This window comes from Paenibacillus rhizophilus (assembly GCF_003854965.1).
Classification (GTDB): Bacteria; Bacillota; Bacilli; order Paenibacillales; family Paenibacillaceae; genus Paenibacillus_AQ; species Paenibacillus_AQ rhizophilus.
Genome location: NZ_RQPI01000002.1, coordinates 101,369 through 126,698, shown reverse-complemented (window position 1 = coordinate 126,698; position 25,330 = coordinate 101,369). Strand labels below are relative to the sequence as shown.

The window sequence follows — 25,330 nt, the reverse complement described above, 5'->3', positions numbered from 1 at the left end:
AGATATGGAACGGCCCACATTTACAAGCGGGAAGGGATGAAGAAATGAAAAGAATCATGATTCACGCGTACACCAAATTTAATCTGGGCGATGATCTCTTCGTCAAGCTTCTATGCGAGAGGTATCCTGAAACCCACTTTGTTCTTCCCGCCCGGAGCGAGTACAAGCAGTGCTTCGCATCCCTGTCCAACCTTACACTATATCCGATCGAATCGATTTGGGTTCGCGGAATCCGAAAGCTTCTCAAGAAATTTAATGGCACCGAGTTTCAAAATATCCTGCTGAAGAAACTGGCCCGGAGCTGCGACGGCGTCGTCCAGATCGGGGGTTCGGTATTTATGCAGGGGGCAAGATGGAAGGAGGATTACACCTGGAAGCTGGACGTTTTCGACAGCAGAAAACCGTTCTTTGTCCTTGGAGCCAACTTTGGGCCGTACAAGGACGAAGCGTTTTACGTCAAGCACAGAGAGCTGTTCTCCACGTACACCGATATCTGTTTTCGGGACCGGTACTCCTACGACCTGTTCAAGGATCTGGGCAACGTCAGGCTGGCGCCGGACATTATTTTCCAGCACGCCAAGCCGGATAACCTGAAGAACGGGAAATATGTCGTCATTTCCGTCATCAAGCCCTCGGACCGCGAAAGCCTTAAAGACCTAGATGCGATGTATTACAACAAAATAAAAGAGATCGCCGTCGCTTTCGTCGAAGAAGGGTACGGGGTGAAGCTGATGTCTTTCTGTGAGTATGAAGGGGACGAGGAAGCGGTCAAAGCCATTCATTCTTTAATTCCTCAGGTGTACGCCGACCGTGTGAAACCCTATTTTTACCGGACCAACCTGGAGGAAGCTGTCGAACTTTTGGCCTCTTCCGGCATGATCGTCGCGACGCGGTTCCACGCCATGATTCTCGGCTGGGTGTTCGGCAAGCCCGTGTTTCCCATCGCCTACAGCGAGAAGACGACCAACGTCATGAACGACGCCGGTTTCGCGGGTGCCTACGCCGATCTCAAAAAGATGGAGTCCTTGGAACCGGAAGCGGTTGTCCGGAGCTTGGACACGAACCGGCTGAACGTCTCCGTTCTGGCTAGACAGGCCGAGCGGCATTTCGAAAAGCTGGACAATTATTTGGGGAAAAACAAAAATGCCAAAGAAGCTTCGGCAGCCATAAACCCCGGCGTCTTTGCAAGGAGGGGCCATGAAAGCTAAACGGAGCATTCTTAACCTTGTCTTCGGCTTGGGCAGCCAGTTGATTACGATCGTTCTCAGCATTTTCATTCCCCGGCTGATCATGATCCATTACGGGTCGGAGGCAAACGGGCTTGTGTCTTCCGTTGTCCAAATCATCGCGTATCTGGCTCTGCTGGAAGCGGGCGTGGGCGCGGCTTCGCTGCAGGCGCTGTACAAGCCGATCTCGAAAGATGATCGTGAAGGCATTAATTCCATCCTTTCGGCTACCGCCATGTATTACAAAAAAACGGGCTTTTACTATCTGCTCTCCGTTATCGCCATTGCGGTGATTTACCCGTTCGCGATCAAATCGGAGCTTGGCATGTGGCAGGTTATGGGCATTGTTCTGTTCAACGGCCTGGGCGGGGCCATCAATTACTACTATCAGGGCAAATTCAGGGTGTACCTGCTCGCCGAAGGAAAAAGCTATGTTGATACCTCGGTCGTCACCGTCGGCAATATTATCAACAACCTGGTGCGGATCGTCCTGCTGATGCAGAGCGTGGATATCGTGCTTGTGCAGGCCTCCTATTTTGCCGTGACGATGCTTCAGATGGTCGCTTTCCATATCTACAAGAAACGGCATTATAAATGGCTGGATTTCAACAAAGAGCCGGATCTTGCGGCCATCAACCAGAAAAATTTCGTGCTGGTCCACGAGCTGTCCTATATGATTTTCCGGAACACGGATGTGCTGGTGCTGACCTTTTTTACCAATCTGAAAATCGTCAGCGTCTACGTGATGTACAACATGATCTTTACCATTATCGACAACATCGTCAATACGGTAAATACAAGCGTCAGATTCGCTTTGGGGCAGAGCTATCATGAAGGACGAAGCCGATTCATCAAGCTCTACGACGCTTACGAGCTGTACTTCATGGCTTTTGTCTTCTCGCTGCTGACCATTGCCTATATTCTGATCCTGCCGTTCATCACGCTGTACACATCCGGCGTCAATGACGTCAATTATGTGCTGTACTGGATTCCGATCCTGTTCGTGGCCCAAAAGCTGCTGATCAATGCGCGTTCTTCCGCCAACAATGTCATCAATATCGCCGGCCATTTTAAAAACACGCTGAGCCGTTCGCTGCTGGAATCGGGCATCAATCTCGGGGCTTCGCTGATTCTGGTGAACTTTATGGGCATCTACGGCGTGCTTCTTGGCACGGTGGCCGCGCTGGTATACCGTTCCACGGATATCATCTTTTATGCCAACCGGAAATTGATGAATCGCAGTCCCTGGATCACGTTCCGCAGATGGCTCACGAATATCGCCGTATTTGCGGGCATTGTGTATCTAAGCAATCTGGTAAATTATTCATTCGATTCCTACCTTTCTATTATTTTGGGGGCCTTCGTCCTTGGTATCATCATTTTGCCGCTCTATATTGCCGTGGCTTCGCTGCTTGAACGCGAGGTATTTATGTACAGTCTCGGACTGTTCAGGGGCCTGGGCGTAAAGATGAGGGCCAAGTTCGTTCCCGGCAAGGTCAAGGTCAGCGGTTGACTTCGAAAAATAGAGTATCGCTGCATTACAGATCGCGACTGGAGGAATGGGAATGGTTCAACAAGAGGATATGCGGCAGGTCTGCCGCAGGTTTATGGACAGCGTGAGCCGGGAAATCGGCGGTGGTCCGGCAACGGAAGAAGAGGTGTTCGGAAAATGCCGGACGCTCGCGGAGCGGGAGCAGCCGGAGGCGCGGGAAGCGCTGACGGCGCTGTCGCGGGTTATCGCCCGCCAGGCTGCTGGCAAGGATGCCGCTGAGGTTCTCCGCTTCTACCTGGACAGCCAGTTCGGGTTAAGCGATTCGGAAGAGGCCGGCCTGCTGGAGGAAAAGCTCGGGGCGCTGCATAGCAGCGCCGGGTCCGCTGCGGCGGAGGGTGCCGCGGTCGGCGCCGTGCCCAAAATCAGCGTCATTATTACTACGTATAACCGCAAACCGTTTCTGCGCCAGGCAGTGGAAAGCATCCTGGCCCAGAATTATCCGAATAAAGAAATTGTCGTAATCGACGACGCTTCGGCGGACGGCACTGAGGTTATGATGGAGGAGTGCTTCGGAGACGAGCCGCGCGTCATTTACATGCGGAATGAGACCAACAAGGGACCGGGCGCGAACCGGCTTGCAGCTTTTACCGCTCACGGAGATGGAGAGTACATTCTTTTCCTCGATGACGACGATTATTTGATCGACAGCGGATATTTCAGCAGGGCTGCGGCTTTTCATCAGAGCCGCCCTGGTCTTTCCTTCGTGGCCGCCAACGTTTTTCTTGAATATTCCGCGTCGCAGCGGCTGCAGCTTCAGGAGATCGGGCTTTCCGAGGTGACCGACCGGCGCGCCTATTTTCTGAATTTCGAGCGTCCCGGCTACGGGAAGCCGGCTTCCACGCTGACTACCCTGTTCAGGCGGGAAGCTCTGATCGACATGGATATTCTTCATATGAATATGGTGAACGACGCGTCCATCTATCTGCGTTCCCTGCTCGTCGGCGACGCCGGGTTCATCGATGCGGTGGTCGGCGTATACCGGATTCACGGGAATAACATTACCTTTAATCTTTCCCGGGATTTTCTGGTGCGGAATCTGGAAGAGAAGCGCAGCATCCGCAACCTGGCCGTCGAGCGGTACAACTACAAGAAGAAGGAAATGACCGGCTGGTTCAACAACACCGCTTACGATACGATCGTCTATTATCTTCGGAACTCGGCCAAAACGAAGGAAGATTACACATACATGTATCAATGGACGCGCAGCAACTGCCCGGATATATACGGGAAGGTGAAGCAGGAATTCAGGGTGCGATTGATCAAAAAGCAGATTCTCCAGGTTCCCTTGATCCGAAAGCTGATTGGACGCTGACCGGAAGGAGAAAAACAAACAGCCTTCTTGTCCCGAAAGGGAAGAAGGCTGTTTGAGCCGGCTATAAATCCCGTACGCCGCTTGGGGATTCCTTACTTCTGAGACCGGGACTTATTCAGACCGCTATAATAGCCGTAGCTGCGCAGCCCGGAGAACACGTTGAAGGCGCCCAGCACGAGAAATACCGCTTCCACGATGATGCTGATTGTTGAGCCCCGGAACAGAAACATCGACATCAGAGCCAGCAGAACGAGCATCGATCCGAGCAAAATATTCATGACCGCCCGTTTCAGCCCCCGCTCGCCTGGAGTTGCGGCGCGGCGGGAAGAGGCACTGTAAAAGGCGGCGCCGAGGACGGAGAGCGTCAGCAGGAGAAACAGGAGATATTTGATAAACAGGATCATGGGCGCACCCCTTTAGGCTTCGTCTGCCGCCCCAAAGCTCTTGCCCGGCCGACGGCGAACTAAAGCGTTTTCTTCCCGTATTGTAGCATGTTTTTTCAGGTCTGCCCACGGAATCATGCCTTTTTACCCGCGATTGTTCGGCGTGATCTCCACCCATATTTGCAGGACGCCCTCCATGACAAGCATCGTTCGGATGCGGACCGCATATTCCTTGTCGCGCACAATGTATACCTTGCCGCTCAGCAGAAGACGGGCCATCTTGCTGTCCTCGTCGATGTCGAAGACGCTGCGGCCGCGCATCGGCGCGAGGTCGCCGCCCATTTTGAGGATAATCTCCTTTATGGTTGCCGGATCCAGTCCGTTTGCGGTTTCCCTTGATCCGCCGCTTTCGGACCGGATTTTGATTTCTTTGATGACCGTCGAGCTGTTTTTGTATTTTTTCAGTGTCAGAATATCCTTTTCATACTGCTCCACCTGCACGCGCAGGCCCTGATTATCCAGCCAGAGCGCGCTGAAGCCCATATGGAAAATCGCGTTGTACACCGCGCTGCCGACGATCATCCCCAGCACAAAAATGGCTGACACCTTGGAGAACCGGCGAAACTGCTGAAAGGGCGGAACCCTCATGGCGTTACCCCCTGCTGCATACCCATTTGACGAGCTCGCTGCCCATATGCGCCCCCAGAAAAGCAAAGACCAGATATAGTATCTGCTTGATGGCCGGGGACAGATTGCCGCCCAGCATATTGCTTTCAATGACCCGCATCGGGTCGATCGTCCCGCCTACGGCGGCGGCCAGCGCCCAGATTTTGATCCGGCCTGCGACATCCAGCATCGTCTGTGTCGGCTGCTGGAGCGATAGGACGGCTCCGATGCCCCCGAGCATGGCGCCGCCCAGCACGATGCCGAAGGCGATAAAGAAATCGAGGACGGCTTTGCCCAAAAAAACGTTCATAAAGTCCCCCTTGTCCGGACGCGGCTTCTGTCAAGCGCTTTGCCTGTCCTTGTGCTCTCCCTTCATTCTATGGGCCTTTCCCCCTTCAATATGATAAAATAGTTGTATACCGATTAACGGGAAGGAAGTGGGATCATGAGCCCTTTCGTGCATCTGCATGTGCACAGCGAATACAGTTTATTGGACGGGGCGGCGCGCATTGCCGATCTGGTGCGCCGGGCCGGCGAACACGGCATGAAGTCGCTGGCGCTGACCGATCACGGAGTGATGTACGGGGCGATCCCTTTTTATAAAGCGTGCAAGGAGAACGGCATCAAGCCGATCATCGGCTGCGAGGTGTACCTGACGGCGGGGTCGCGCCGCGAGCGGGGCAGCCGCAAGGACCAGCCGATCTATCACCTTATCCTGCTCGCCAAGAACGAAGAAGGCTACCGCAATCTGATGAGGCTCGTCTCCATTGGCCATCTGGAAGGTCATCACTATAAGCCGAGAATCGACATGGAAGCCCTTGCCGCGCACGCGGAGGGCCTTATTTGTTTAAGCGCCTGCCTCGGAGGAGAGGTGCCCCAGCATCTGCTCCACGGACGGGACGGGGAGGCGAAGAAGGCGGCGCTGCGGTACAAGGAGACTTTTGGCGGCGACTTCTACCTGGAGCTTCAGGATCACGGAATGTCCGAGCAAAAAAGAGTGAACCCGAAGCTGATCGCTCTGGCCGAAGAGACCGGCATCCCCCTGGTTGCCACCAACGATGTGCATTATCTGTCCCGAGAAGATTCCGAGGTTCAGGATGTGCTGATCTGCATCGGCACGGGCAAGACGGTGGATGACGAGGAGCGGCTCAAAATCGGAACGGACCAGCTTTATTTAAAAAGCGGCGAGGAAATGGCCGTGCAGTTTCCGCACGTTCCCCAGGCGATCATCAACACCGCCGCCATCGCCGAGCAATGCAATCTGGAGCTGGAATTTGGCAAGCACATATTACCCGCCTACTCTCCGCTGCCTGAAGGACTGGATTCTGCCGCCTATTTGCGCCGGCTGTGCGAAGCCGGCCTGGAGGAGCGCTATAAAGACACTCCCCGCTGGGAATCGGAGGAGGGCCGGAAGCTTGCCGAGGAGCGGCTGTCCTATGAGCTGGGCGTCATCGAGACGATGGGCTTTTCCGATTATTTTCTGATCGTCTGGGATTTTATCGCTTTCTGCCTCAAGCAGGGTATCGCGACAGGACCGGGGAGGGGCTCGTCCGCCGGAAGCCTCACCGCCTACTGCCTGCGCATTACCGATGTCGATCCGCTGAAGTACAATCTGCTGTTTGAACGCTTCCTGAACCCGGAGCGGATTACGATGCCCGATATCGACATCGATTTCAGCGACGAGCGGCGCGACGAGGTCATATCGTATGTCGCCGGCAAGTACGGCGAAGAGCATGTCGCGCAGATCATTACGTTCGGCACCCTGGCGGCGCGGGCGGCGGTCCGCGATGTGGGAAGGGCGCTGAACCTTCCCTACGGCGAAGTGGACAAGGCGGCGAAGCTGATCCCGGGGACGCTCGGCATCAGCATCTCGCGGGCGCTGGAGAGCAGTCCGGATCTTAAAGCGCTGTACCAGGACAGCCCGAAGACCCGGGATTTGCTCGACATGGCGATGAAGGTGGAGGGCATGCCGAGGCATGCCTCGACGCATGCCGCCGGGGTCGTCATTTCCCGGGGGCCGCTCACGGATGCGGTTCCGCTGCAGGAGGGAAACGAAGGCACTGCTTTAACCCAGTATTCGATGGAGCACTTGGAAAGCGTCGGACTGCTGAAGATGGACTTTCTGGGTCTGCGGACGCTGTCGATTATTGAGCGGTGCATGAACTGGGTCGGACAAATGACCGGGAGTCCGCCGGATTTCCGGAAGATTTCCGACAGCGACGAATCGACGTACGCGATGCTGGGCCACGGCGAGACGACGGGCGTATTCCAGCTGGAGTCCGCAGGAATGCGCCGAGTGCTCAAGGAACTGAAGCCTACCGTATTTGAGGATATTATCTCAGTCCTGGCGCTGTACCGCCCGGGTCCGATGGAATTCATACCAAAATATATTCAGGGCAAGCACGGGCTTGCCGAAGTGGAATATCCCCATCCCGATCTGATTCCGATTCTGTCCGATACCTACGGCATCATCGTCTATCAGGAACAGATCATGCAGATCGCATCGGCGATGGCAGGCTTCTCGCTTGGCGAAGCGGATCTGCTGCGCAGAGCCGTATCCAAGAAGAAGCGCGAGACGCTGGACCGGGAGCGCGGCCATTTCGTAAAAGGAAGCCTGAAGCAGGGCTATGTGGAAGCCGACGCCAACGCGGTCTACGACATGATCGTGCGCTTTGCCGATTACGGCTTCCCGCGCGCCCATGCCGCGGCTTACGGCGTGCTGGCTTTCCAGACGGCATACCTCAAGGCGCATTACCCGGTGCCGTTCATGGCCTCCATGCTGACGGCAGTGATGGGCGTCCACCGCAAGGTGGCGGAGTATGTGCTGGAATGCCGGCGCATGGAGATCGGCGTGCTGCCTCCGGATGTGAACGAGAGCGGCGTTCTGTTCACTCCGGTGGACGGATTAAGCGGCGCGGGCGGACATATCCGTTTCGGGCTGGCTGCGATCAAGAACGTCGGCACGCTGGCCGTCGAGAGCATACTGGAAGCTCGTAAGGAGCGGCCCTTCGACAGCCTGCTCGATTTCTGCCGCCGCGTCGATCTGCGGGTCTGCAACAAGCGCGTCGTGGAATCGCTGATCCAGGCGGGGGCCTTCGACAGCCTGCCGGGACACCGGGCGCAGCTGCTGGCCATGCTGGACGAGACGACGGACGCGGCGGCCAAATGGCGCAAGGAGCGCGAGGAGCTGCAAATCCAGCTCTTCGACGACCTTGTCGAAATGCCGAACTGGGATATCCGGTATCCCGATATTCCGAAATTTACGGCGGGCCAGCAGCTGGAGCTGGAGCGCGAGCTGCTAGGCCTGTATTTATCGGGCCATCCGCTGGACGACTACGCGGAACTGCTGGAAGAATCCGGCGTGCAGCGCCTGATGGATCTCGGCGAGGCGCCCGATGAGAGCGCGGCGGTTACGGCCGGAATGGTCGTATCCCTCAAGGAAATTATGACAAAATCCGGCAAAGCGATGGCCTTTGTCGAATGGGAGGACCAGATCGAGCGCTGCGAGGTCGTGCTGTTCCCCGAGGTGTGGAAGCGAAGCCGCGCGCTCGTCGCCAAGGGCGCGCTGCTTGCCCTGCGCGCCAAGGTGCAGCAGCAGGACGAAGGCTTCAAGCTGCTGGCCGACGAGGTCGCGCAGCTGTCGCCGGACACGCTGCGCGGCCTGCTGCAGCGCCGCGCGGCCGCGGCTGCGCGCCCGCAGGGCCGGACCGCGCCGGCAGGCTCCGGCGCGCCGAGAGCGGCCGCTGCGCCTGCCGCAGCCGCAAGACCTGCCGCCGGTGGCAGCGGCCCAGCCGGGCCGCCGGGCGGCCTGCAGGCTGCCGCGCGGGCTCCGCGGCAGGCGACGGCTGCACAGCCGGCGAATGGCTCCGCCGGCCAGCGCGCCTACATCAAAATCACGGCCGCCTCGGAGGACGGCGGCCTGCTGCCGCAGCTGAAGGAGCTGCTGCAGAGCCATCCCGGGGCCGTCCCGACGCTGCTGTTCTACGAGCGGGAGCAGAAGCTCATCGCGCTCAGCGACAGCTTTCGAGTCAAGCCGTCACCGGAATTGTTCGGTCTTGTCGAATCGCTGCTGGGCCCTGGAACAATAAGAATAAAATAAGAACGTTTCCCCCCCTTTTCGCATACATTAGGGAACCACAGGCTTCACTTGCGGAAAGGGGAAGATTTATGTCCTATCAACTGGCGGTGAACTTATTGGAACGCAGAGGCGTTTCCGTCGATTCGATCGCCGAGATTGTATACACGCTGCAATCGGCTTATTATCCGGATTTAAGCGGGGAGGAGTGCATTGCGAGCGTCAAGGCCGTTTTAGGCAAAAGAGAGGTGCAATACACGCTGATGACGGGCATCGCCCTGGATGAGCTGGCGGAGAAGAAGCTGCTGCCGCAGCCGTTTCAGGCCATCATGGAGGCTGATGAATCGCTTTATGGGGCGGACGAGACTTTGGCTCTGGGGATTACCGGCGTTTATGGAATGATCGGTCTGACCGGCTTCGGCTATCTGGACAAAATCAAGCTGGGCGTCATCGGTGAACTGAACGACAGGAAGGACGCAATTAACGTCTTTCTCGACGACCTGGTCGCCGGCATAGCCGCCGCGGCTTCTGCCAGAATTGCGCACCGCCACGATAGAGCAAGGGTGTATCCCCTCGCGTAAATCCAACCTGGAACCATGAATCCGGCGCGGTCTCTCCCGCGTTGCCTCCCTCCCTCTTTTGTTGCAGGGAAAAAGAAAACTGTGTTATCATGGTCCCATAATACGGGATACGGCTTAGGAATCGAGATGGGGAGGCCTCGTCAGGACATGTGGACGGTCATTTATATTGCGCCTACCGCCAAAGTGGCGGATATGATTAAGAGCAAGTTGACGGAAGAGGGATTTCTGGTAAAATGCCGTCCCGTCAATATGTCCAAGCAGCAGTTTGAGATTCTGGTTCCTTCCGGCGAACTGGATGAAGTGCAGGAAGTGCTTAACCTGATTCTGCATCCCTAGAACGACATCATTGAAAGCAAACGTGACAGCGAGAATGCTGCATAATGCAAATAAACGGCTGAAGAGGTGCGGATCTTGTTTAAAGATTTGTTTCAAAAAAAAAGGAAATACGCGACAGTTCCTTCCCAGCGTCTGGAGCAGACGAAGGAACCGGCGGAAGGCGAGCGGCCCAAACGGGAGATTCCCGAAGGTCTCATGAGCAAATGTCCGAAATGCGGTTCGATCCAGTACAGCAAAGAACTGGAGAAGAATCTCAAGGTCTGTTCGGAGTGCGGCCATCATCTGCGTCTGAACGCTCCGGAGAGGATCGCCGTCACACTGGACCCGGGAAGCTTTATCGAGTTCGACGCCGGAATGAAGTCGGTGGACCCGCTCGGGTTTCCGGGCTACAGCACGAAGCTGGAGCAGCAGCAATTAAAGTCGGGGCAGATTGACGCCGTCATTACGGGGCAGGGGAGCATCGGCGGCCATCCGGTTATTGCGGCGGTCATGAATTTTGAATTTTTCACGGGCAGCATGGGCTCGGTGGTGGGGGAGAAAATCACCCGCGCCATCGAGGAGGCAACCGAAAAAAAGCTGCCGCTGATCATATTTTCGACTTCCGGCGGAGCCCGGATGCAGGAAAGCATCCTGAGCCTGATGCAAATGGCGAAGACCAGCGCGGCGCTGGCCCGTTTCGGCGAGTCCGGCGGATTGTACATATCCGTGATAACGGACCCGACGACGGGCGGTGTGTCCGCAAGCTTCGCGACGCTGGGCGATATCAATATCGCCGAGCCCGGAGCTGTATTCGGCTTTGCCGGACGCATCGTCATCGAGCAGACGATCCGGCAGAAGCTGCCGGATGATTTCCAGACGGCGGAATTCAATTTGCAGCACGGCCAGCTCGATATGGTGGTGCACCGCAAGGAAATGCGCTCCACACTGAGCAAAATTCTGGAGCTGCATGACGTGAAAGGGGGATTTTAGAATGGCGGGGGACTTGCCTTTTGAAAAACCTCTCGTTGAAATGCGCAAAAAAATTGCGGAACTGAAGCAATTCGGGGTGGAAAAGGAAATTGACTTCAGCGACGAAATCGCCCGGCTTGAGGAGCGTTACCGGCTGCTGGAGGAGGAAATCTATTCCAATATTTCCCCTTCGCAGAAAATGCATCTGGCCCGTCACCATGGTCGGCCGACCTCGCTCGACCTGATCGGGCTCATCTTCACCGACTTTATCGAACTGCACGGCGACCGGCTGTTCGGCGACGATCTTGCTGTCGTCGGCGGCATTGGCAAGCTGGAGGGAATACCGGTCACCGTGATCGGCCATCAGCGGGGCAAAGATACCAAAGACAATATCGCCAGATTTTTTGGCAGTCCGCATCCCGAAGGCTTCCGCAAGGCGCTTCGGCTTATGCAGCAGGCGGACAAGTTCCGCCGTCCGATCATTACGTTTATCGATACGAAGGGCGCCTATCCGGGCAACACCGCGGAGGAAAGGGGCCAATCGGAGGCGATTGCCCGCAATCTCCGTGAAATGTCCGGACTTGGCGTGCCCGTCGTCTGCGTCGTCATCGGTGAAGGCGGCAGCGGCGGGGCGCTGGCAATGGCCGTGGGGAACCGCGTGCTGATGCTGGAGCACGCCATTTACTCCGTCATTTCACCGAACGGCGCCGCTTCGATACTGTGGAAGGACGCCTCGAAGGCCGATCAGGCGGCGGAAGCGATGAAGATCACTGCGGACGATTTGCTGGCCATGGAAGTGATTGAGGAGGTAATCCCCGAGCCCAAAGGCGGCGCGCACCGGGATTACGAGAGCACGGCTTCGGCCATCAAGGACGTCATCGTCCGGCATCTGCATGATCTGGCCGGTCTGGACGCCGATGAGCTTAAGGAAGACCGTTACCGGAAGTTCCGGAAGATCGGGGAGTTCGCGGAATCGCAGGCAGCGGAAGAAGTTTTTTCCGAAGAACCCGCGCTCAGTCCGGAGTAGGCGGAAATGTCCCGTTTTGACAAGATAAGACTCTAAATAACTAGCAATCCGTAACCCCGAACCGGCTTCGGGGTTATTTTTATTGAACTCCGGTTATGCTGATTTATATGAAAAAAGCCGCGAAAACATTGATTTTGTAATCCAGTTGAAGTAATATTCATAAGGGCGCAGTTCATACTGCATATGACATAGTTCCTATTCAATTGGACAACTTTGTAGTAGATTTTGTAGTTGGAAAAAGTGTAGACAGAGAAACGAAAAAACGGAGGAAAACTAATGCGGAAAAGTAAAATTGTATGTACGATTGGTCCTGCAAGTGAATCGTTGGAGAACCTCAAGAAATTGATTCTGGCCGGAATGAATGTGGCACGCCTGAACTTCTCCCACGGTGACTTTGAAGAGCATGGAGCACGGATTAAGAACATCCGTGTGGCATCGAAGGAACTGAACAAGACCGTTGCCATCCTGCTCGATACGAAAGGACCTGAGATTCGTACAGGCAAGCTGGAAGTAGAACCGATTGAACTGGTGCAGGACGAGTACCTGACCCTGACTACGGAAGAGATTCTTGGCGACAAAAATCGCATTTCCGTCACTTACTCTGACCTTCCGAAAGACGTTCAAGTAGGCTCCACCATTCTGATTGACGACGGCCTCATCGGACTTACAGTTGTCGACATTCAAGGCACAGAAATCAAGACTCGCATTGTCAACGGCGGCACGATCAAGAGCAAGAAGGGCGTTAACGTCCCTGGAGTTGCCATTTCCCTGCCGGGCATTACCGAAAAGGACACCAACGACATCATTTTCGGGATCGAACAGGACATCGATTTTATCGCCGCTTCCTTCGTCCGCAAAGCCAGCGACGTTCTGGAAATTCGCGATTTGCTCGAGAAACATGGTGCAAGCCATATCCAAATCATCTCCAAAATTGAAAACCAGCAAGGTGTCGACAACCTTGATGAAATTCTGGCGGTATCCGACGGCCTGATGGTTGCCCGCGGCGACCTTGGCGTGGAAATTCCGGCTGAAGATGTGCCGTTGGCGCAAAAACTGATGATTCAAAAATGCAACATTGCAGGCAAGCCGGTTATCACCGCTACTCAAATGCTGGATTCCATGCAGCGCAACCCGCGTCCGACCCGCGCCGAAGCGAGTGACGTGGCCAACGCGATTTTTGACGGAACCGACGCGATCATGCTGTCCGGCGAAACGGCTGCAGGGAAATATCCGGTTGAATCGGTACTGACGATGTCCCGCATTGCAGAAAAAGCGGAATCCGCACTGAATCACCGTGAGATCTTCCTGAAACAGCAAATTGCCCAAGAAACGACAGTAACGGAAGCAATCAGCCAATCCGTGTCCATTTCGGCGCTGGATCTGAATGCCAAAGCGATCATTTCCTCCACGGTCAGCGGTCATACCGCACGCGTGGTTTCGAAGTATCGTCCGAAGTCTCCGATTATCGCAGTAACGACCCAAGAAAGAACGATGCGTCAACTGGCGCTTGTATGGGGCATAACTCCGGTACACGGCTCCCCGGCTTCTTCCACGGATGAGCTTCTGGAAACGGCTGTTAAGGGCGGCAAGGATTCCGGTCTTGTCAAAGCCGGCGATCTCGTTGTAATTACGGCTGGTATTCCGCTTGGACATTCCGGTTCTACGAACCTGGTAAAAGTGGAACAAATCGCAGACTAATTTGCGATAACGGTTTTTTAAGATCACGCTATAAGGTTTGAAATAAAAGCAATGGCATTTTCGCCATTGCTTTTTGCGTGGAAATAATACAGGTGCTGGATTTGTGATCAGCCTCTTTTTTTTTGTAAGATATATAATATGCGGCGGAGGCGGCAGGGAATGGGCATATCGTTAATGGATGGAGAGGACATAAGAACAACATGGAAAAATTGCTGAAGCTGCGTGTCTTTTATTTGTTTTTGGGCCTTGGCGGGGGCTTGTTTACGCCTTATCTCACTTTGCTGCTCGTTGACAACGGTTTGAACAGCGGGCAGGTGGGGGCGCTGATGGCAACAGGAACGCTTGTCGCCATCCTCTTTCAGCCGGTATGGGGCATTGTTTCCGACCGGTATCACCAGACCCGTCTGGTGCTTATCCTGAGCGTCGCCGTTCCGGCGGGGCTCGCCGTTTTTTACCGGTCGGAGTATTTTATCGTCCTGTTTGCGGTCTATATGGTATCCACCGTTTTTTCCTCCACTCAGGCTCCCATAGCCGATTCCTACGCGATCGCCGCGGCGAAAAGAGCGGGCTCCACCTATGGCAGCATCCGGCTGATGCTCAGCTTTGGCGCGGCTGCCGGAGGCTACATCGGCGGGGTGTATGTGTCTTCCTTTTCCGTTTCGACCATTTGGATGCCCTTTCTATTATTCAACCTGCTTGCTGTACTCGTCGCAGTTACACTGCCGAAGGAAGCGGAAGGGAATGCTATCATGGCCCAGTCTTTCGCTCAAGGGATGAGGCAACTGCTTGGGAACCGCATTTTCCTCGCTTTTTTGGGAGGGAGCTTTCTCGTGAACCAGACGATGACGGCGTTTGGCACTTACTTTGTGCTGGCGTTCCAGTCGGTGGGAGGCTCGACACAGTATGCCGGAATAGCGCTGATGCTCGCTTCCATAACTAATGTGCCCTCCATGCTGGTGGCTTCGCGGGTTATTGGCAAAATCGGGAGAGAGAGGACGCTGCTGCTGGCCGCTCTGATTTATGTGTTTCGCTGGGCGATCCAGGTTGTCTTTCCGTATCCTGCGGCCATGATCGGCGTTCAGGCGCTGCACGGGTTGTCCTTCGGGTTCTTTTTGGTCGCAGCGGTTGAATACGTCTCCCAGACGACTTCGGCGGATATGCAGGCAACCGGACAAAGTGTGTTTAATATGGTGTTTTCCGGTCTTTCGGGCATTGTCGGAAATTTGCTTAACGGTGTTCTGCTAAGCCAGGGGGGCGTACAGCTCATGAACGTCTCCTGTATGATCAGTTCAGCCGCCGGAGCGGTGCTGCTGATTTATGTGGCCAGAAGCTCCCGCAGGCAGCTGTCTGCGGCGGCTGAAGGCTTAAGTGCTCAAACGGAAATATAAGACTGCATAGGCCATGCTTATTTAAGGGGGGATCACGCATGGAAACTCAAGATTTTCTGTCAGGACACTGGCATGCCGCATCGTTTCGGGTCCGCTATCAGGAGAGCGACCAGATGGGCGTGGTATACCATTCCAATTATTTGATCTGGTTTGAAATCGGACGGACCGAAATGCTGCGCGGACTCGGCTTCACCTATCTTGATCTGGAGAACAGCGGGCTGCTGCTTCCCGTTCTCTCGGCGGAGCTGAAGTTCAAACGATCTGCGAAGTACGACGATACCGTTACCGTCTATACCCGCATGACGTCGTTTACTCCGCTCCGGTTGGTTTTTGAATACGAGGTGCGCCGTGTGGCAGGGCCGGGGGCAGCCGGAAGCGGCTTGAACGGACCGGAATCGGACTCCTTCCCCCAAGGCTTCAAATCCTCGGCAGACGGTGAATTGCTGGTATCGGGTTTTACCGGCCATGCCTGGGTCAACCGGGAGTTTAAACCCGTGCGGCTGGACAGGGCGCTGCCCGAAATTTACGGCGGAATATTGAACGCGCTGAGGGAAGAAAGGGGGACGATATGATTAAAAGAAACGGGCTGTGGGCCGCGTTATTTATTATTCCTGCCATAGAACTGTTCGGCTTTATTCTGGTGTCGTCCTGGTTCGGAGTGTCCAAGACGCTGCTGCTGCTGATCTCGACTTCGCTTATTGGCCTTTTGATGATGCGGTTCGAGGGCGGAAAGGTGCTGCAGGACAGCAGGCAGCAGATGCAGGAAGGCCGGATTCCCGGCCGGACGATGCTGGACGGATTATGCATTTTTTTTGGAGGACTGATGCTGATTATTCCGGGCTTTATCACGGACATTATCGGTTTCACCCTTGTTTTTCCCTTGACCCGGCCGCTGTACCGGGGAGTTCTGCTGAAGTGGATCGAGAAAAAGATGAAGAACGGCACGTTTACCTATTACAAGAGGTAATTGTCCGGTTAGCAAGCCTCTGGCTAAAAAGAGCGACAGCCGTGTGATAATCATGCGGCCGTCGCTCTTTTTACCGTTGTCTCCGCCCGTTATCTTAATGCAGCCTGCCGCTGAGGATATAAGACTGCAGGCTGCGGAAGACGCCCGCCCGCCAAAAGGCGCTGAACACGACGAGAGCGACCGGGCCGAGAATGAGGCCGGCCGCGCCGAGCAGCTTCAGGCCGGCGAACATGCCGATCAGCATGGCGAGAGGGTCGAGGCCGATGCTGCTGGCCAGCACCTTTGGCTCCAGCACCTGGCGGGTTATGAGAATGACCGCATACAGCACAGACAGGCCGATGCCGAGGGACATATCACCCGTCATGTAGGAATACAGCGCCCAGGGAATCATCACAATGCCGACGCCGAGATAGGGCAGCAGATCGACAAGGCCGATCATCAGACCTAGAACGAACGCCGACTTGACCCCCAGAATAAGCAGGCCGAGGATGACGATGGCCCCCGTAATCGAGATCAGGACAAGCTGCGCAAGCAGATAACCGAAGAGCGCCCTCCGCAAATCGCTCCAGATCTCCGCTGCGGCGCTGCGGATTCCGTCCGGCAGCCAATCCGACAGCATACGCCCCCGCTTCTCCCATCCGGTAGCAAGAAAAAAGGCGGCAAGAACGACGACAATCAGCACCGTACCGAGCGAAGGCAGAGAAGCAATCATTTTCAGAATCAGGTTGAAGACGCCGGTAACGAGCTGGGTTACGGCCAGCCCGATAGTTTCTGTCGTTTTGCTGATATGGCTGTCGATTGTGGAATGATAATCCGGATTGCTGTTGTAAAATTGATTGATTTGGTTAATTATATATTGAAGCCTGTCATTGCGGCTCCAGGACAAGAGCAATTCATGCCACTGGGCTGAGTGAAGGTTGAAGGCTTGGGCAAGAACGGCAAGTTCTTTGACCAGCCGGGTAACGAGAGCGGTAAGCACAAGGCCGGCGGAGCCCATATAAAGCACAAGCGAGAGAATCACCGCAAGCCATGACGGCAGCCGAAATCCCTTCAGAAGCTCTACGACCGGACGTATGCTGTAAGCAAGCAGCCAAGCGAGGCACAGCGGGTAAAGGAGCGGAACCAGTACATAGAGACAGAACAGAACAAGAAATACAGCCAGAACGACCCATAGGCCCCGCAGCACTCTTTTTAACATCAGCCGGTCCATGCCGATTCTCCTTTCTACCCGGGTTTCCAGCAGAATCTACTTTTTTTAATTAGGCATTATGCAAAAGGGGCGTCTCGGCGGAGAGCTCGTCTGATGCTGCAATGCTCGTCTAATCCTGCACTAATGTATATTCCTCTAACAGAGAAAACATCCCATTTTTCATCCCCCTAAACGGAAAACGTCATGATGAAACGCCCGGCAAAGAAGTATTTTTCTATATCTCCGATAAAATCATTTGATGCGCTGTAAAGCTTTCACTTAGTTCACGTAACCGACAATTTCAAGTATGATGAATAGAGGTTCACCTTTGCTTTCCTAAAATCTTCATCGGATACAGTAATCGGTGGGATGCATAATTATTCATTTTTTGAATACTTCAAATTGTAAATGTTTTCACGGAACCCACTTCTAAAACCCTGTTGGCAAAAGGAGAGATTATATATGACAGTTATCAAAGGACTGGAAGGCATCGTTGCGACTACTTCTTCGATCAGCTCGATTGTGGACGGCGTGCTCACCTATCGCGGCTATGATATCGACGATCTTGCAGAACATGCCAGCTTCGAAGAGACTGCCTTTTTGCTCTGGTTCGGCAATCTGCCGGCCACGGCAGAACTGGAGAAACTCAAGCGCGATCTGAGCGATTTCGCTGCCATTCCGGAGCCGCTGATCGCGCAGATGAAGCTGTATCCGAAGGATGCCAATACGATGGCGGCCCTGAGATCCGCCGTATCGGGTCTGGCGCTGTACGACGAGGCTGCGGACGATATGAGCCGAAGCGCCAACGAGATCAAAGCAGTAAAGCTGCAGGCGCAGATTCCGACGATTGTGGCGGCACTGGCGCGCATCCGCCAAGGGCTTGAGCCGATCGCTCCGAAGCCGGGCTTCTCCATCGCCGAGAACTTTTTATACATGCTCCGGGGTGAGCAGCCCGATATGGTTTCGGTCAAGGCGCTGGACACGGGGCTCGTGCTGCATGCCGACCATGAGCTTAACGCTTCGACCTTTGCCGGAAGGGTAACGGTTGCAACGCTGTCCGACATATACTCCGGCGTCACTTCGGCGATCGGCGCGCTTAAAGGCCCGCTGCATGGCGGGGCGAATGAAGCCGTGATGAGAATGCTGGAGGAAATCGGCAGCTTCGAGAATGTTGAGCCTTATATCCGCGGCAAGCTGGCGCGCAGGGAGAAGATTATGGGCTTCGGGCACCGCGTGTACAAGAACGGCGATCCGCGCGCGAAGCATCTGATGAAAATGTCGCGCGAGCTGGGCGCGATGAAGGGCGATACGAAGCTGTACGACATGTCCGTGAAGATCGAAGAACTGATAACCGGACAGAAAGGACTCAAGCCGAATGTCGATTTTTACTCCGCCTCCGTGTATACTCAATTAGGCATAGACCGCGAGCTGTTTACGCCGATCTTCGCCATCAGCCGGGTATCGGGATGGACCGCTCACATTCTTGAGCAGTATGAAGACAACCGCATTATCCGTCCGCGCGCGGAATACACGGGTCTTGTGGAGCAAAAATACGTTCCGGTCACCGAAAGATAAGCAGTCTTTTTGGCGCGCCTGTATGCGGGAAGAAGGGCGCCCGTCAGCAAAGGATTAGCCACTGAAAGGGCATACGCTTCTTAAAGCCGGTTCGCAGCAGCAGACTGGCGGAAGCGTATGCCGCACACCAACTTTTAAGGAGGAATTACACACTAATGCTAAAACTCGAAAAATATGATCTGCCGACAGAGGGCGAACAAATTACAATTGACAACGGAAAGCTGCAGGTCCCGGATCATCCGATTATCCCTTTTATCGAAGGTGACGGAACGGGACGCGACATTTGGAAAGCCTCCAAACGGGTGCTGGACGCGGCGGTAGACAAGGCTTACGGCGGTTCCAAGCGCATTGCCTGGTACGAGGTGTTTGCCGGAGAGAAAGCATTCAATACATATGGGGAGTGGCTTCCGAACGATACGCTCGAAGCGATCCGCGAATACATCGTGGCGATCAAAGGACCGCTGACGACTCCGATCGGCGGAGGCATCCGTTCTCTTAACGTAGCGCTGCGGCAGGAACTGGATTTGTACGTCTGCTTGCGCCCGGTTCGGTATTTTGACGGCGTGCCTTCCCCGGTAAAGCGGCCGGAACAGGTCGATATGGTCATTTTCCGCGAGAACACGGAAGATATTTACGCCGGCATTGAATATCAAGAGGGCTCGGAGCAGGTCAAGAAAGTGATTGAGTTCCTGCAAAAAGAGATGGGAGTAAACAAAATCCGCTTCCCGGAAACGTCGGGCATCGGCATCAAGCCTGTTTCTTCCGAAGGCTCGAAGCGTCTCGTGCGCGCTGCGGTGGAATATGCGGTCAAGCACGGACGCAAAAGCGTTACTCTTGTGCATAAAGGCAACATCATGAAATTCACCGAAGGCGCGTTCAAGAACTGGGGTTACGAGGTGGCTGAGCAGGAGTTCGGCGACAAGGTGTTCACCTGGAACCAGTACGATGTCATCAAGGAGGCCGAAGGCGCCGATGCGGCGAACGCTGCCCAGAAGCAAGCGGAGCAGGATGGCAAAATCATTATCAAGGACGCCATCGCCGACATCGCTCTGCAGCAGGTGCTGACGCGTCCGACGGACTTTGACGTCATTGCCACCCTAAACCTTAACGGCGACTATCTGTCCGACGCCCTGGCGGCGCAAATCGGCGGAATCGGCATCGCTCCGGGTGCGAACATCAACTACTTGACCGGACATGCCATCTTTGAAGCGACTCATGGTACGGCACCGAAATACGCGGACAAGGATGTCGTTAATCCGGGTTCCGTTATTCTGTCCGGCGTGATGATGCTGGAGCATTTGGGCTGGCAGGAAGCTGCCGATCTGATCTACAATGGCATGGAGACCGCAATCAACAACAAAACAGTTACCTACGATTTTGCTCGTCTGATGGAAGGAGCCACCGAGCTAAAGTGTTCTGAATTTGCTGATGAAGTAATCAAACACATGTAGGGAGGACAATCACATTGGCCATCAAACGTTACAAGATTACAGTCGTGGGCGCCGGCATGACCGGCGCCAACACGGCGCTAATGCTTGCTCAGAATGAATTGGGTAATGTGGTTCTGCTTGATATTCCCCAGCTTGAAAATCCGACCAAAGGCAAGGCGCTTGATATGCTGGAAGCGGGTCCGGTCATCAGATTCGACAGTCAGATTCTCGGCACAGCGAATTATGATGACGCCGCTGATTCAGATATCGTGATTATTACGGCCGGTGTGGCCCGCAAGCCGGGCATGAGCCGTGACGATCTGGTCAATACCAATGCCGGCATCATCAAATCGGTATGCGAAAATATCAAACGCGTTGCTCCGGAGTCCATCGTCATCATCCTCAGCAATCCGGTTGACGCTATGACTTATGTGGCCTACCATGCGCTTGGCTTTCCGAAGAACCGTGTAATCGGCCAGTCCGGTGTGCTCGATACGGCAAGGTACTGTACCTTCATCGCCCAGGAACTCAACGTCTCGTTTGAAGATGTGCGCGGCGTCGTACTTGGAGGACACGGAGACGACATGGTTCCGCTCGTACGGTATTCCAGCGTCGGCGGGATTCCGATTGAAACGTTGATTCCGGCGGACCGAATCAAAGCGATTGTGGAGCGTACTCGCCACGGCGGCGGAGAGATTGTTGAACTCCTTGGAAACGGCAGCGCTTATTATGCGCCGGCGGCTTCTCTGGTTCAGATGACCGAGGCTATTCTGAAGGACAAGAAACGGATTTTGCCCGTAATTGCCTATTTGGAAGGCGAATACGGCTACAGCAATGTGTTCATGGGTGTTCCGACGCTGCTCGGCGCCGGGGGTATTGAGAAAGTGTTTGAACTGGACCTGACAAGCGAGGAAAAAGCGGCTCTGGATAAATCGGCGGAGTCTGTAAGAAATGTAACGGCGGTAGTGAATGTGTGACTAATTGACAAAAGTATGAACGGTATCCCCATTTTATTTTCGATAAAATGGGGATTTTCTTTTGAGAAGCGGCGGCAATTGGTTATAATATTTACGAATGTAACTTATATCATAGATTTATCGGGAGGAATGCGCTATGGATTGGCATGTTTTGATGTTCTTACATATGATCGGCATGCTGGCATTGGGGTTCTATCTGGTGCTGCCTTTCATTCTCGGCCGGATGGAGAAGCTTTCTCCCGCAGCCAAGGAGGGAACGCTGAGTGCAATCAGCGGGTTTAACCGTTTTGCCCAATATGGACTTGTTATCCAACTGCTTACCGGCGGTTACATGATGACCAAAGACGAATATTCGGTGCCGTGGATGATTATCGTTGCGCTGCTGCTGCTCGCGATGTTTGCCTTGGGCGGCATTATGAGCAAGCCGCTGCGTTTGGCGGCCTCCGGCATGAAGCAGAGCCGCGACGTCTCCAGTGAAATCGGCAAAATCCGCACACTGAGCGCGCTGCTGGCAGTAAGCTTGCTGGCTACACTATTCTTTATGGTATTTAATGAGATTATTTAAGCCGTACACACGGCTGTCCCATCTTCAACCGCCTCCGCCGGAGGCGGTTTTTTTGTTTTGCGGCATTCAGCATCGGGGTTCTCCGCAGAACATCTGAGCAAGCTTCAAAGCTGACCGCTCTTTGCTGAGCCTGCTCCTGTTTGAGCTTCCGGCAATTGGTTAATTTAAATATCGTAAGAGGGAACGAATAATTGCACATCCCTAAGACATCCTAAGGAAAGTCTGAGCTTTTACAAACTTTCGAGAGGAGAATGAAAGATGAGCGATAGCAGTCAACAAACCCAGAAGACATTGCCGCCGCAGCATCAGGACCGTCAACCCGGATTGGAATCGGAAATGACGCCGCGGCCTAAATATGAACCGGCGACATACAAAGCGGCAGGCAAGCTGCTTGGCAAAGCGGCCTTGATTACAGGCGGAGACAGCGGTATCGGTCGCGCGGTTGCCGTGGCTTTTGCCAAGGAAGGGGCCGATGTGGTCATTTCCTATCTGAACGAGCACACCGACGCGGAGGAAACGAAGCGCCAGGTCGAGCAGGAAGGACGCAAATGCGTTCTCATCTCCGGCGATATTGGCGTTGAAGCCTTCTGCCAGGACCTCATCAACAAAACGGTGGAGGGTCTGGGCAAGCTGGACATCCTGATCAACAATGCGGCGGAGCAGCATCCGCAGGAGAAGATCGAGAATATCACTTCGGAGCAGCTTGAGCGGACGTTCCGCACGAATATTTTCTCTATGTTTTATTTGACGAAAGCGGCAATGCCTCATTTGAAAAAAGGCTCTACCATCGTCAATACGACTTCGATTACGGCGTACAGAGGAAACCCTCAGCTGCTGGACTATTCGTCCACCAAAGGGGCTATTCTCGCCTTCACCCGTTCGCTGGCCATGAATCTGGCCGAACAAGGCATTCGCGTCAACGCGGTCGCGCCGGGTCCGATCTGGACACCGCTCATTCCATCCACCTTTGACGAGAAAAAGGTCAGCGAGTTCGGCGCCACCCAGCCGATGAAGCGTCCGGGCCAACCGGAAGAGCTGGCTCCGGCTTATGTGTATCTGGCTTCCGACGATTCGACGTATGTAACCGGCCAGGTTATGCATGTCAATGGCGGCGAAATCGTGAACGGTTAACAGGTAACGCCGTTAATCCAAATGACGTCAGCGACACAAAGCTCCCGGTTCGTGAATGCGGACCTGGGGCTTTTTTCACGCAAGGGGTATGATGGAAAGGAAGATTATGTTATGCTTTAAAAGATTCATAACTGCATAGCGATTGACACTAGGGGTGCCGCAAGGCTGAGACGAACGCGTGGTTCGGACCCTTTGAACCTGATCTGGTTTGTACCAGCGTAGGGAAGTGGAGAGTGAATATCTGCATCCGGACCTCATCAAGGTTCGATCCTATCTGCAGTTTCCGGCCGCTTTCCTTCGGGAGGGCGGCTTTTTTGGTGCCATTTTAATGAAGTAGAGGAGGAGAAGATGGCTGTACATCCGGCAAAAGATTCCGTTAACCAGCCGCCCGCTGCTACGGGCTTCAAGAACACCGATCCCGAGATACATCTTATTTCCGGCGGCGGGACGTTGTTAGACAACTTTGTGCTCATCGCCGAGGCTGTCCATTCATTGGTGGATTATATTTATTTGCGCGAGAAATCGTGTACTGCAAATGAGCTGTTCGAATCAGTGAAGGAGATGTGCCGCCGTGGTGTACCGCTTGACAAAATAGTCGTGAACGACCGGCTGGATGTCGCGCTGGCTTCCGGCGCCGGCGGCGTCCAGCTTGCGGGGCACAGCCTTCCTCCCGCTGCGGCCCGGCCGCTTGCCCCAGAGCTGCGCATTGGCCGCTCCGTCCATTCCGCGGCGGAAGCGGCCGCAGCCGCGGATGATGGGGCGGACTACTGCCTCTATGGGCATGTGTACGCCACGGCCAGCAAGCCGGGTCTGCCCGGACGGGGCCTAAGCGGACTCGCGGAAACCGTCCGGGCCTGTCCGGTTCCGGTCATCGCGATCGGCGGCATTGAGCCGGGAAACGCGGGGCAGGTCATCCGCAGCGGCGCTGCGGGCATTGCCGTGCTGTCGGGCATCTGCGGCGCAGCCGATCCGGTGGCTGCGGCAAAGGCTTACCGCGACGCGGTTCGAGCGGCCCGGCTTGAAAGGAGGTGAAGGCAATGAAGCTGTATATCAACGGAAACGAGACCAGGCTTGGTGAAGCTTGCGGTACGCTTGCGGATCTGCTGAGCCGTCCCGAATGGAAGGAACGGCGGATGATCGTTGAACTGAACGGCGCAATCGTTGGCAAGGAAGATTACGGGCATGTTACGCTTGCCGACGGGGACCGTGTCGAGCTTGTGCATTTTGTGGGAGGAGGCTGAGGCGAAAGATGATTTCCGCCGGGCAGGACAGATACAGCAGGCAGGAGCGATTTTATGGAATCGGAGCCGAAGGCCAGAAGAAGCTTGCGGAAGCGAAGGTGCTGATCATAGGCGCAGGCGCGCTTGGCTCCGCATGTGCGGAGACGATGGTGCGGTCGGGCGTCGGCAGGGTGACCCTAATCGACCGGGATTATGTGGAGTGGAGCAACCTGCAGCGTCAAAATCTCTACAGCGAGCAGGATGCGGCCGAGAGGATGCCCAAGGCGGTGGCGGCTGCGCGCAGGCTTCGCAGCGTCAACTCTTCTGTAGAGGTGGAAGGGATCGTTGCGGATATTACAGCGGAGGAAATCGGTCTCTATACCCGGGACGTGGATCTTATTCTGGACGCGGCGGACAATTTCGAGGTAAGGATGATTGTGAACGATATTGCCGTGAGGGACGGCATTCCCTGGATCTATGGCGCCTGTACCGGCAGCTACGGGATTTCAATGACGATTGTGCCGGGACAGAGCGCTTGCCTTCACTGTCTGCTGGATGGGCTTCCAACTGGAGGGGATACATGCGATACGGCGGGCATTATCGGTCCCGCCGTACAAATGACAGCCGCCTATCAGACAGCTGAGGCGCTGAAATGGCTGTCGGGGAACGTGAGCGCGCTGCGCGGAACGCTGGTCTCCTTCGATCTGTGGACCAACCGCCACTCGTCGATGGATACGTCCAGGCTGAAGCGTGCGGATTGTCCATCCTGCGGCTCCAACCGCACCTATCCGTATTTATCGCCGGGGAGCCATTCCAGAACGACTGTGCTCTGCGGCCGGGATACGGTGCAGATTCGCCCGGCAAGTCCGGCAAGACTGGATTTGGAGGAGTGGGAGAGGCGGCTTTCAGCTCACGGCCGGGCGGAGCGCAATCCCTATATGCTGTCTTTGACGCTGGAGAAGCACCGTCTGGCGGTCTTTCCCGATGGACGGGTGCTCATCCACGGAACGGGAGATCCCGCCGAAGCCCGTTCGATCTATCACCGTTATTTTGGCTGACCGCTCAATATTATGAATAGGGGAGG

Annotated in this window: 24 protein-coding genes and 1 riboswitch; of the genes, 20 read left to right on the top strand and 4 right to left on the bottom strand. The window is 55.0% G+C overall.

Annotated features, from left to right (window positions below; translation table 11 throughout):
- The first annotated feature begins 44 nt into the window (after positions 1 to 44).
- Genes EH198_RS06000 through EH198_RS05990 form a run of 3 tightly spaced genes read left to right on the top strand, consistent with a single transcriptional unit; the run spans position 45 to position 4,090 of the window.
- Positions 45 to 1,208 carry a polysaccharide pyruvyl transferase family protein gene (locus EH198_RS06000; protein ID WP_124694645.1) on the top strand — a complete coding sequence of 388 codons (1,164 nt, stop codon included), beginning with the start codon at positions 45 to 47 and terminating at the stop codon, positions 1,206 to 1,208.
- Entirely contained in the window at positions 1,198 to 2,739 is a 1,542-nt protein-coding gene (locus tag EH198_RS05995) for a lipopolysaccharide biosynthesis protein (protein ID WP_124694644.1), read from the top strand. Before EH198_RS06000 ends, EH198_RS05995 begins: the two co-directional genes overlap by 11 nt.
- Positions 2,740 to 2,791: 52 nt before the next feature.
- Positions 2,792 to 4,090, top strand: coding sequence for a glycosyltransferase family 2 protein (locus tag EH198_RS05990; protein WP_185702774.1), 1,299 nt, complete (start codon positions 2,792 to 2,794; stop codon positions 4,088 to 4,090).
- A 92-nt stretch (positions 4,091 to 4,182) separates the two neighbouring features.
- Here EH198_RS05990 and EH198_RS05985 read toward each other — a convergent pair whose 3' ends face one another.
- The 3 genes from EH198_RS05985 to EH198_RS05975 all read right to left on the bottom strand — a co-directional run bounded on the left by EH198_RS05985 (position 4,183) and on the right by EH198_RS05975 (position 5,449).
- A complete protein-coding gene (locus EH198_RS05985; RefSeq protein ID WP_124694642.1) occupies positions 4,183 to 4,494 on the bottom strand; it encodes a YtpI family protein in 312 nt (103 codons plus the stop codon).
- Between the two features lie 123 nt (positions 4,495 to 4,617).
- Positions 4,618 to 5,121 (bottom strand): sporulation membrane protein YtrI, encoded by a 504-nt coding sequence (locus tag EH198_RS05980; protein ID WP_124694641.1) that lies wholly within the window; start codon positions 5,119 to 5,121, stop codon positions 4,618 to 4,620.
- Between the two features lie 4 nt (positions 5,122 to 5,125).
- Positions 5,126 to 5,449: a YtrH family sporulation protein gene (locus EH198_RS05975; RefSeq protein WP_124694640.1), complete on the bottom strand. Its 324-nt coding sequence runs from the start codon at positions 5,447 to 5,449 to the stop codon at positions 5,126 to 5,128.
- Between the two features lie 135 nt (positions 5,450 to 5,584).
- Between EH198_RS05975 and EH198_RS05970 the strand changes: the two genes are divergently transcribed.
- The 9 genes from EH198_RS05970 to EH198_RS05930 all read left to right on the top strand — a co-directional run bounded on the left by EH198_RS05970 (position 5,585) and on the right by EH198_RS05930 (position 16,159).
- Positions 5,585 to 9,238, top strand: coding sequence for a DNA polymerase III subunit alpha (locus EH198_RS05970; protein ID WP_124694639.1), 3,654 nt, complete (start codon positions 5,585 to 5,587; stop codon positions 9,236 to 9,238).
- Between the two features lie 68 nt (positions 9,239 to 9,306).
- Positions 9,307 to 9,795, top strand: a complete 489-nt coding sequence (locus EH198_RS05965; protein WP_124694638.1) for a phosphatidylglycerophosphatase A family protein — start codon at positions 9,307 to 9,309, stop codon at positions 9,793 to 9,795.
- Positions 9,796 to 9,942: 147 nt separating this feature from the next.
- The gene (locus EH198_RS05960) at positions 9,943 to 10,131 is read left to right on the top strand and encodes a hypothetical protein (RefSeq protein ID WP_025693333.1); all 189 of its coding nucleotides are present in this window, start codon (positions 9,943 to 9,945) and stop codon (positions 10,129 to 10,131) included.
- 75 nt (positions 10,132 to 10,206) lie between these two features.
- The gene (gene accD / locus EH198_RS05955; RefSeq protein WP_124694637.1) at positions 10,207 to 11,100 is read left to right on the top strand and encodes an acetyl-CoA carboxylase, carboxyltransferase subunit beta; all 894 of its coding nucleotides are present in this window, start codon (positions 10,207 to 10,209) and stop codon (positions 11,098 to 11,100) included.
- A gap of 1 nt (position 11,101) precedes the next feature.
- Entirely contained in the window at positions 11,102 to 12,106 is a 1,005-nt protein-coding gene (locus EH198_RS05950; RefSeq protein ID WP_124694636.1) for an acetyl-CoA carboxylase carboxyltransferase subunit alpha, read from the top strand.
- A 276-nt stretch (positions 12,107 to 12,382) separates the two neighbouring features.
- Positions 12,383 to 13,804: a pyruvate kinase gene (gene pyk / locus EH198_RS05945; RefSeq protein ID WP_124694635.1), complete on the top strand. Its 1,422-nt coding sequence runs from the start codon at positions 12,383 to 12,385 to the stop codon at positions 13,802 to 13,804.
- Positions 13,805 to 14,004: 200 nt separating this feature from the next.
- Positions 14,005 to 15,192: an MFS transporter gene (locus EH198_RS05940; RefSeq protein WP_124694634.1), complete on the top strand. Its 1,188-nt coding sequence runs from the start codon at positions 14,005 to 14,007 to the stop codon at positions 15,190 to 15,192.
- A gap of 38 nt (positions 15,193 to 15,230) precedes the next feature.
- Complete coding sequence (locus tag EH198_RS05935; RefSeq protein WP_124694633.1) at positions 15,231 to 15,764, top strand: acyl-CoA thioesterase; 534 nt, start codon at positions 15,231 to 15,233, stop codon at positions 15,762 to 15,764.
- A complete protein-coding gene (locus EH198_RS05930) occupies positions 15,761 to 16,159 on the top strand; it encodes an FxsA family protein (RefSeq protein WP_124694632.1) in 399 nt (132 codons plus the stop codon). Before EH198_RS05935 ends, EH198_RS05930 begins: the two co-directional genes overlap by 4 nt.
- Positions 16,160 to 16,253: 94 nt before the next feature.
- Here EH198_RS05930 and ytvI read toward each other — a convergent pair whose 3' ends face one another.
- Positions 16,254 to 17,369 carry a sporulation integral membrane protein YtvI gene (gene ytvI / locus EH198_RS05925; protein ID WP_124694631.1) on the bottom strand — a complete coding sequence of 372 codons (1,116 nt, stop codon included), beginning with the start codon at positions 17,367 to 17,369 and terminating at the stop codon, positions 16,254 to 16,256.
- 441 nt (positions 17,370 to 17,810) lie between these two features.
- Here ytvI and citZ point away from each other — a divergent pair, with 441 nt between their 5' ends.
- From citZ to EH198_RS05885, 8 genes are all read left to right on the top strand, one after another.
- A complete protein-coding gene (gene citZ / locus EH198_RS05920) occupies positions 17,811 to 18,923 on the top strand; it encodes a citrate synthase (protein WP_124694630.1) in 1,113 nt (370 codons plus the stop codon).
- A gap of 155 nt (positions 18,924 to 19,078) precedes the next feature.
- On the top strand, positions 19,079 to 20,374 hold the full coding sequence (gene icd / locus EH198_RS05915) for an NADP-dependent isocitrate dehydrogenase (RefSeq protein WP_124694629.1): 1,296 nt from the start codon (positions 19,079 to 19,081) through the stop codon (positions 20,372 to 20,374).
- 14 nt (positions 20,375 to 20,388) lie between these two features.
- Complete coding sequence (mdh, locus tag EH198_RS05910) at positions 20,389 to 21,330, top strand: malate dehydrogenase (RefSeq protein WP_124694628.1); 942 nt, start codon at positions 20,389 to 20,391, stop codon at positions 21,328 to 21,330.
- A gap of 136 nt (positions 21,331 to 21,466) precedes the next feature.
- On the top strand, positions 21,467 to 21,895 hold the full coding sequence (locus EH198_RS05905; protein WP_124694627.1) for a hypothetical protein: 429 nt from the start codon (positions 21,467 to 21,469) through the stop codon (positions 21,893 to 21,895).
- Positions 21,896 to 22,153: 258 nt separating this feature from the next.
- Entirely contained in the window at positions 22,154 to 23,026 is an 873-nt protein-coding gene (locus EH198_RS05900; RefSeq protein ID WP_124694626.1) for an SDR family oxidoreductase, read from the top strand.
- A gap of 140 nt (positions 23,027 to 23,166) precedes the next feature.
- Positions 23,167 to 23,268, top strand: a riboswitch (TPP riboswitch).
- 106 nt (positions 23,269 to 23,374) lie between these two features.
- Positions 23,375 to 24,058: a thiamine phosphate synthase gene (locus tag EH198_RS05895; RefSeq protein WP_124694625.1), complete on the top strand. Its 684-nt coding sequence runs from the start codon at positions 23,375 to 23,377 to the stop codon at positions 24,056 to 24,058.
- Positions 24,059 to 24,063: 5 nt separating this feature from the next.
- Positions 24,064 to 24,267: a sulfur carrier protein ThiS gene (gene thiS / locus EH198_RS05890; RefSeq protein ID WP_124694624.1), complete on the top strand. Its 204-nt coding sequence runs from the start codon at positions 24,064 to 24,066 to the stop codon at positions 24,265 to 24,267.
- 8 nt (positions 24,268 to 24,275) lie between these two features.
- Positions 24,276 to 25,304, top strand: coding sequence for a ThiF family adenylyltransferase (locus tag EH198_RS05885; RefSeq protein ID WP_124694623.1), 1,029 nt, complete (start codon positions 24,276 to 24,278; stop codon positions 25,302 to 25,304).
- Positions 25,305 to 25,330 lie beyond the last annotated feature (26 nt).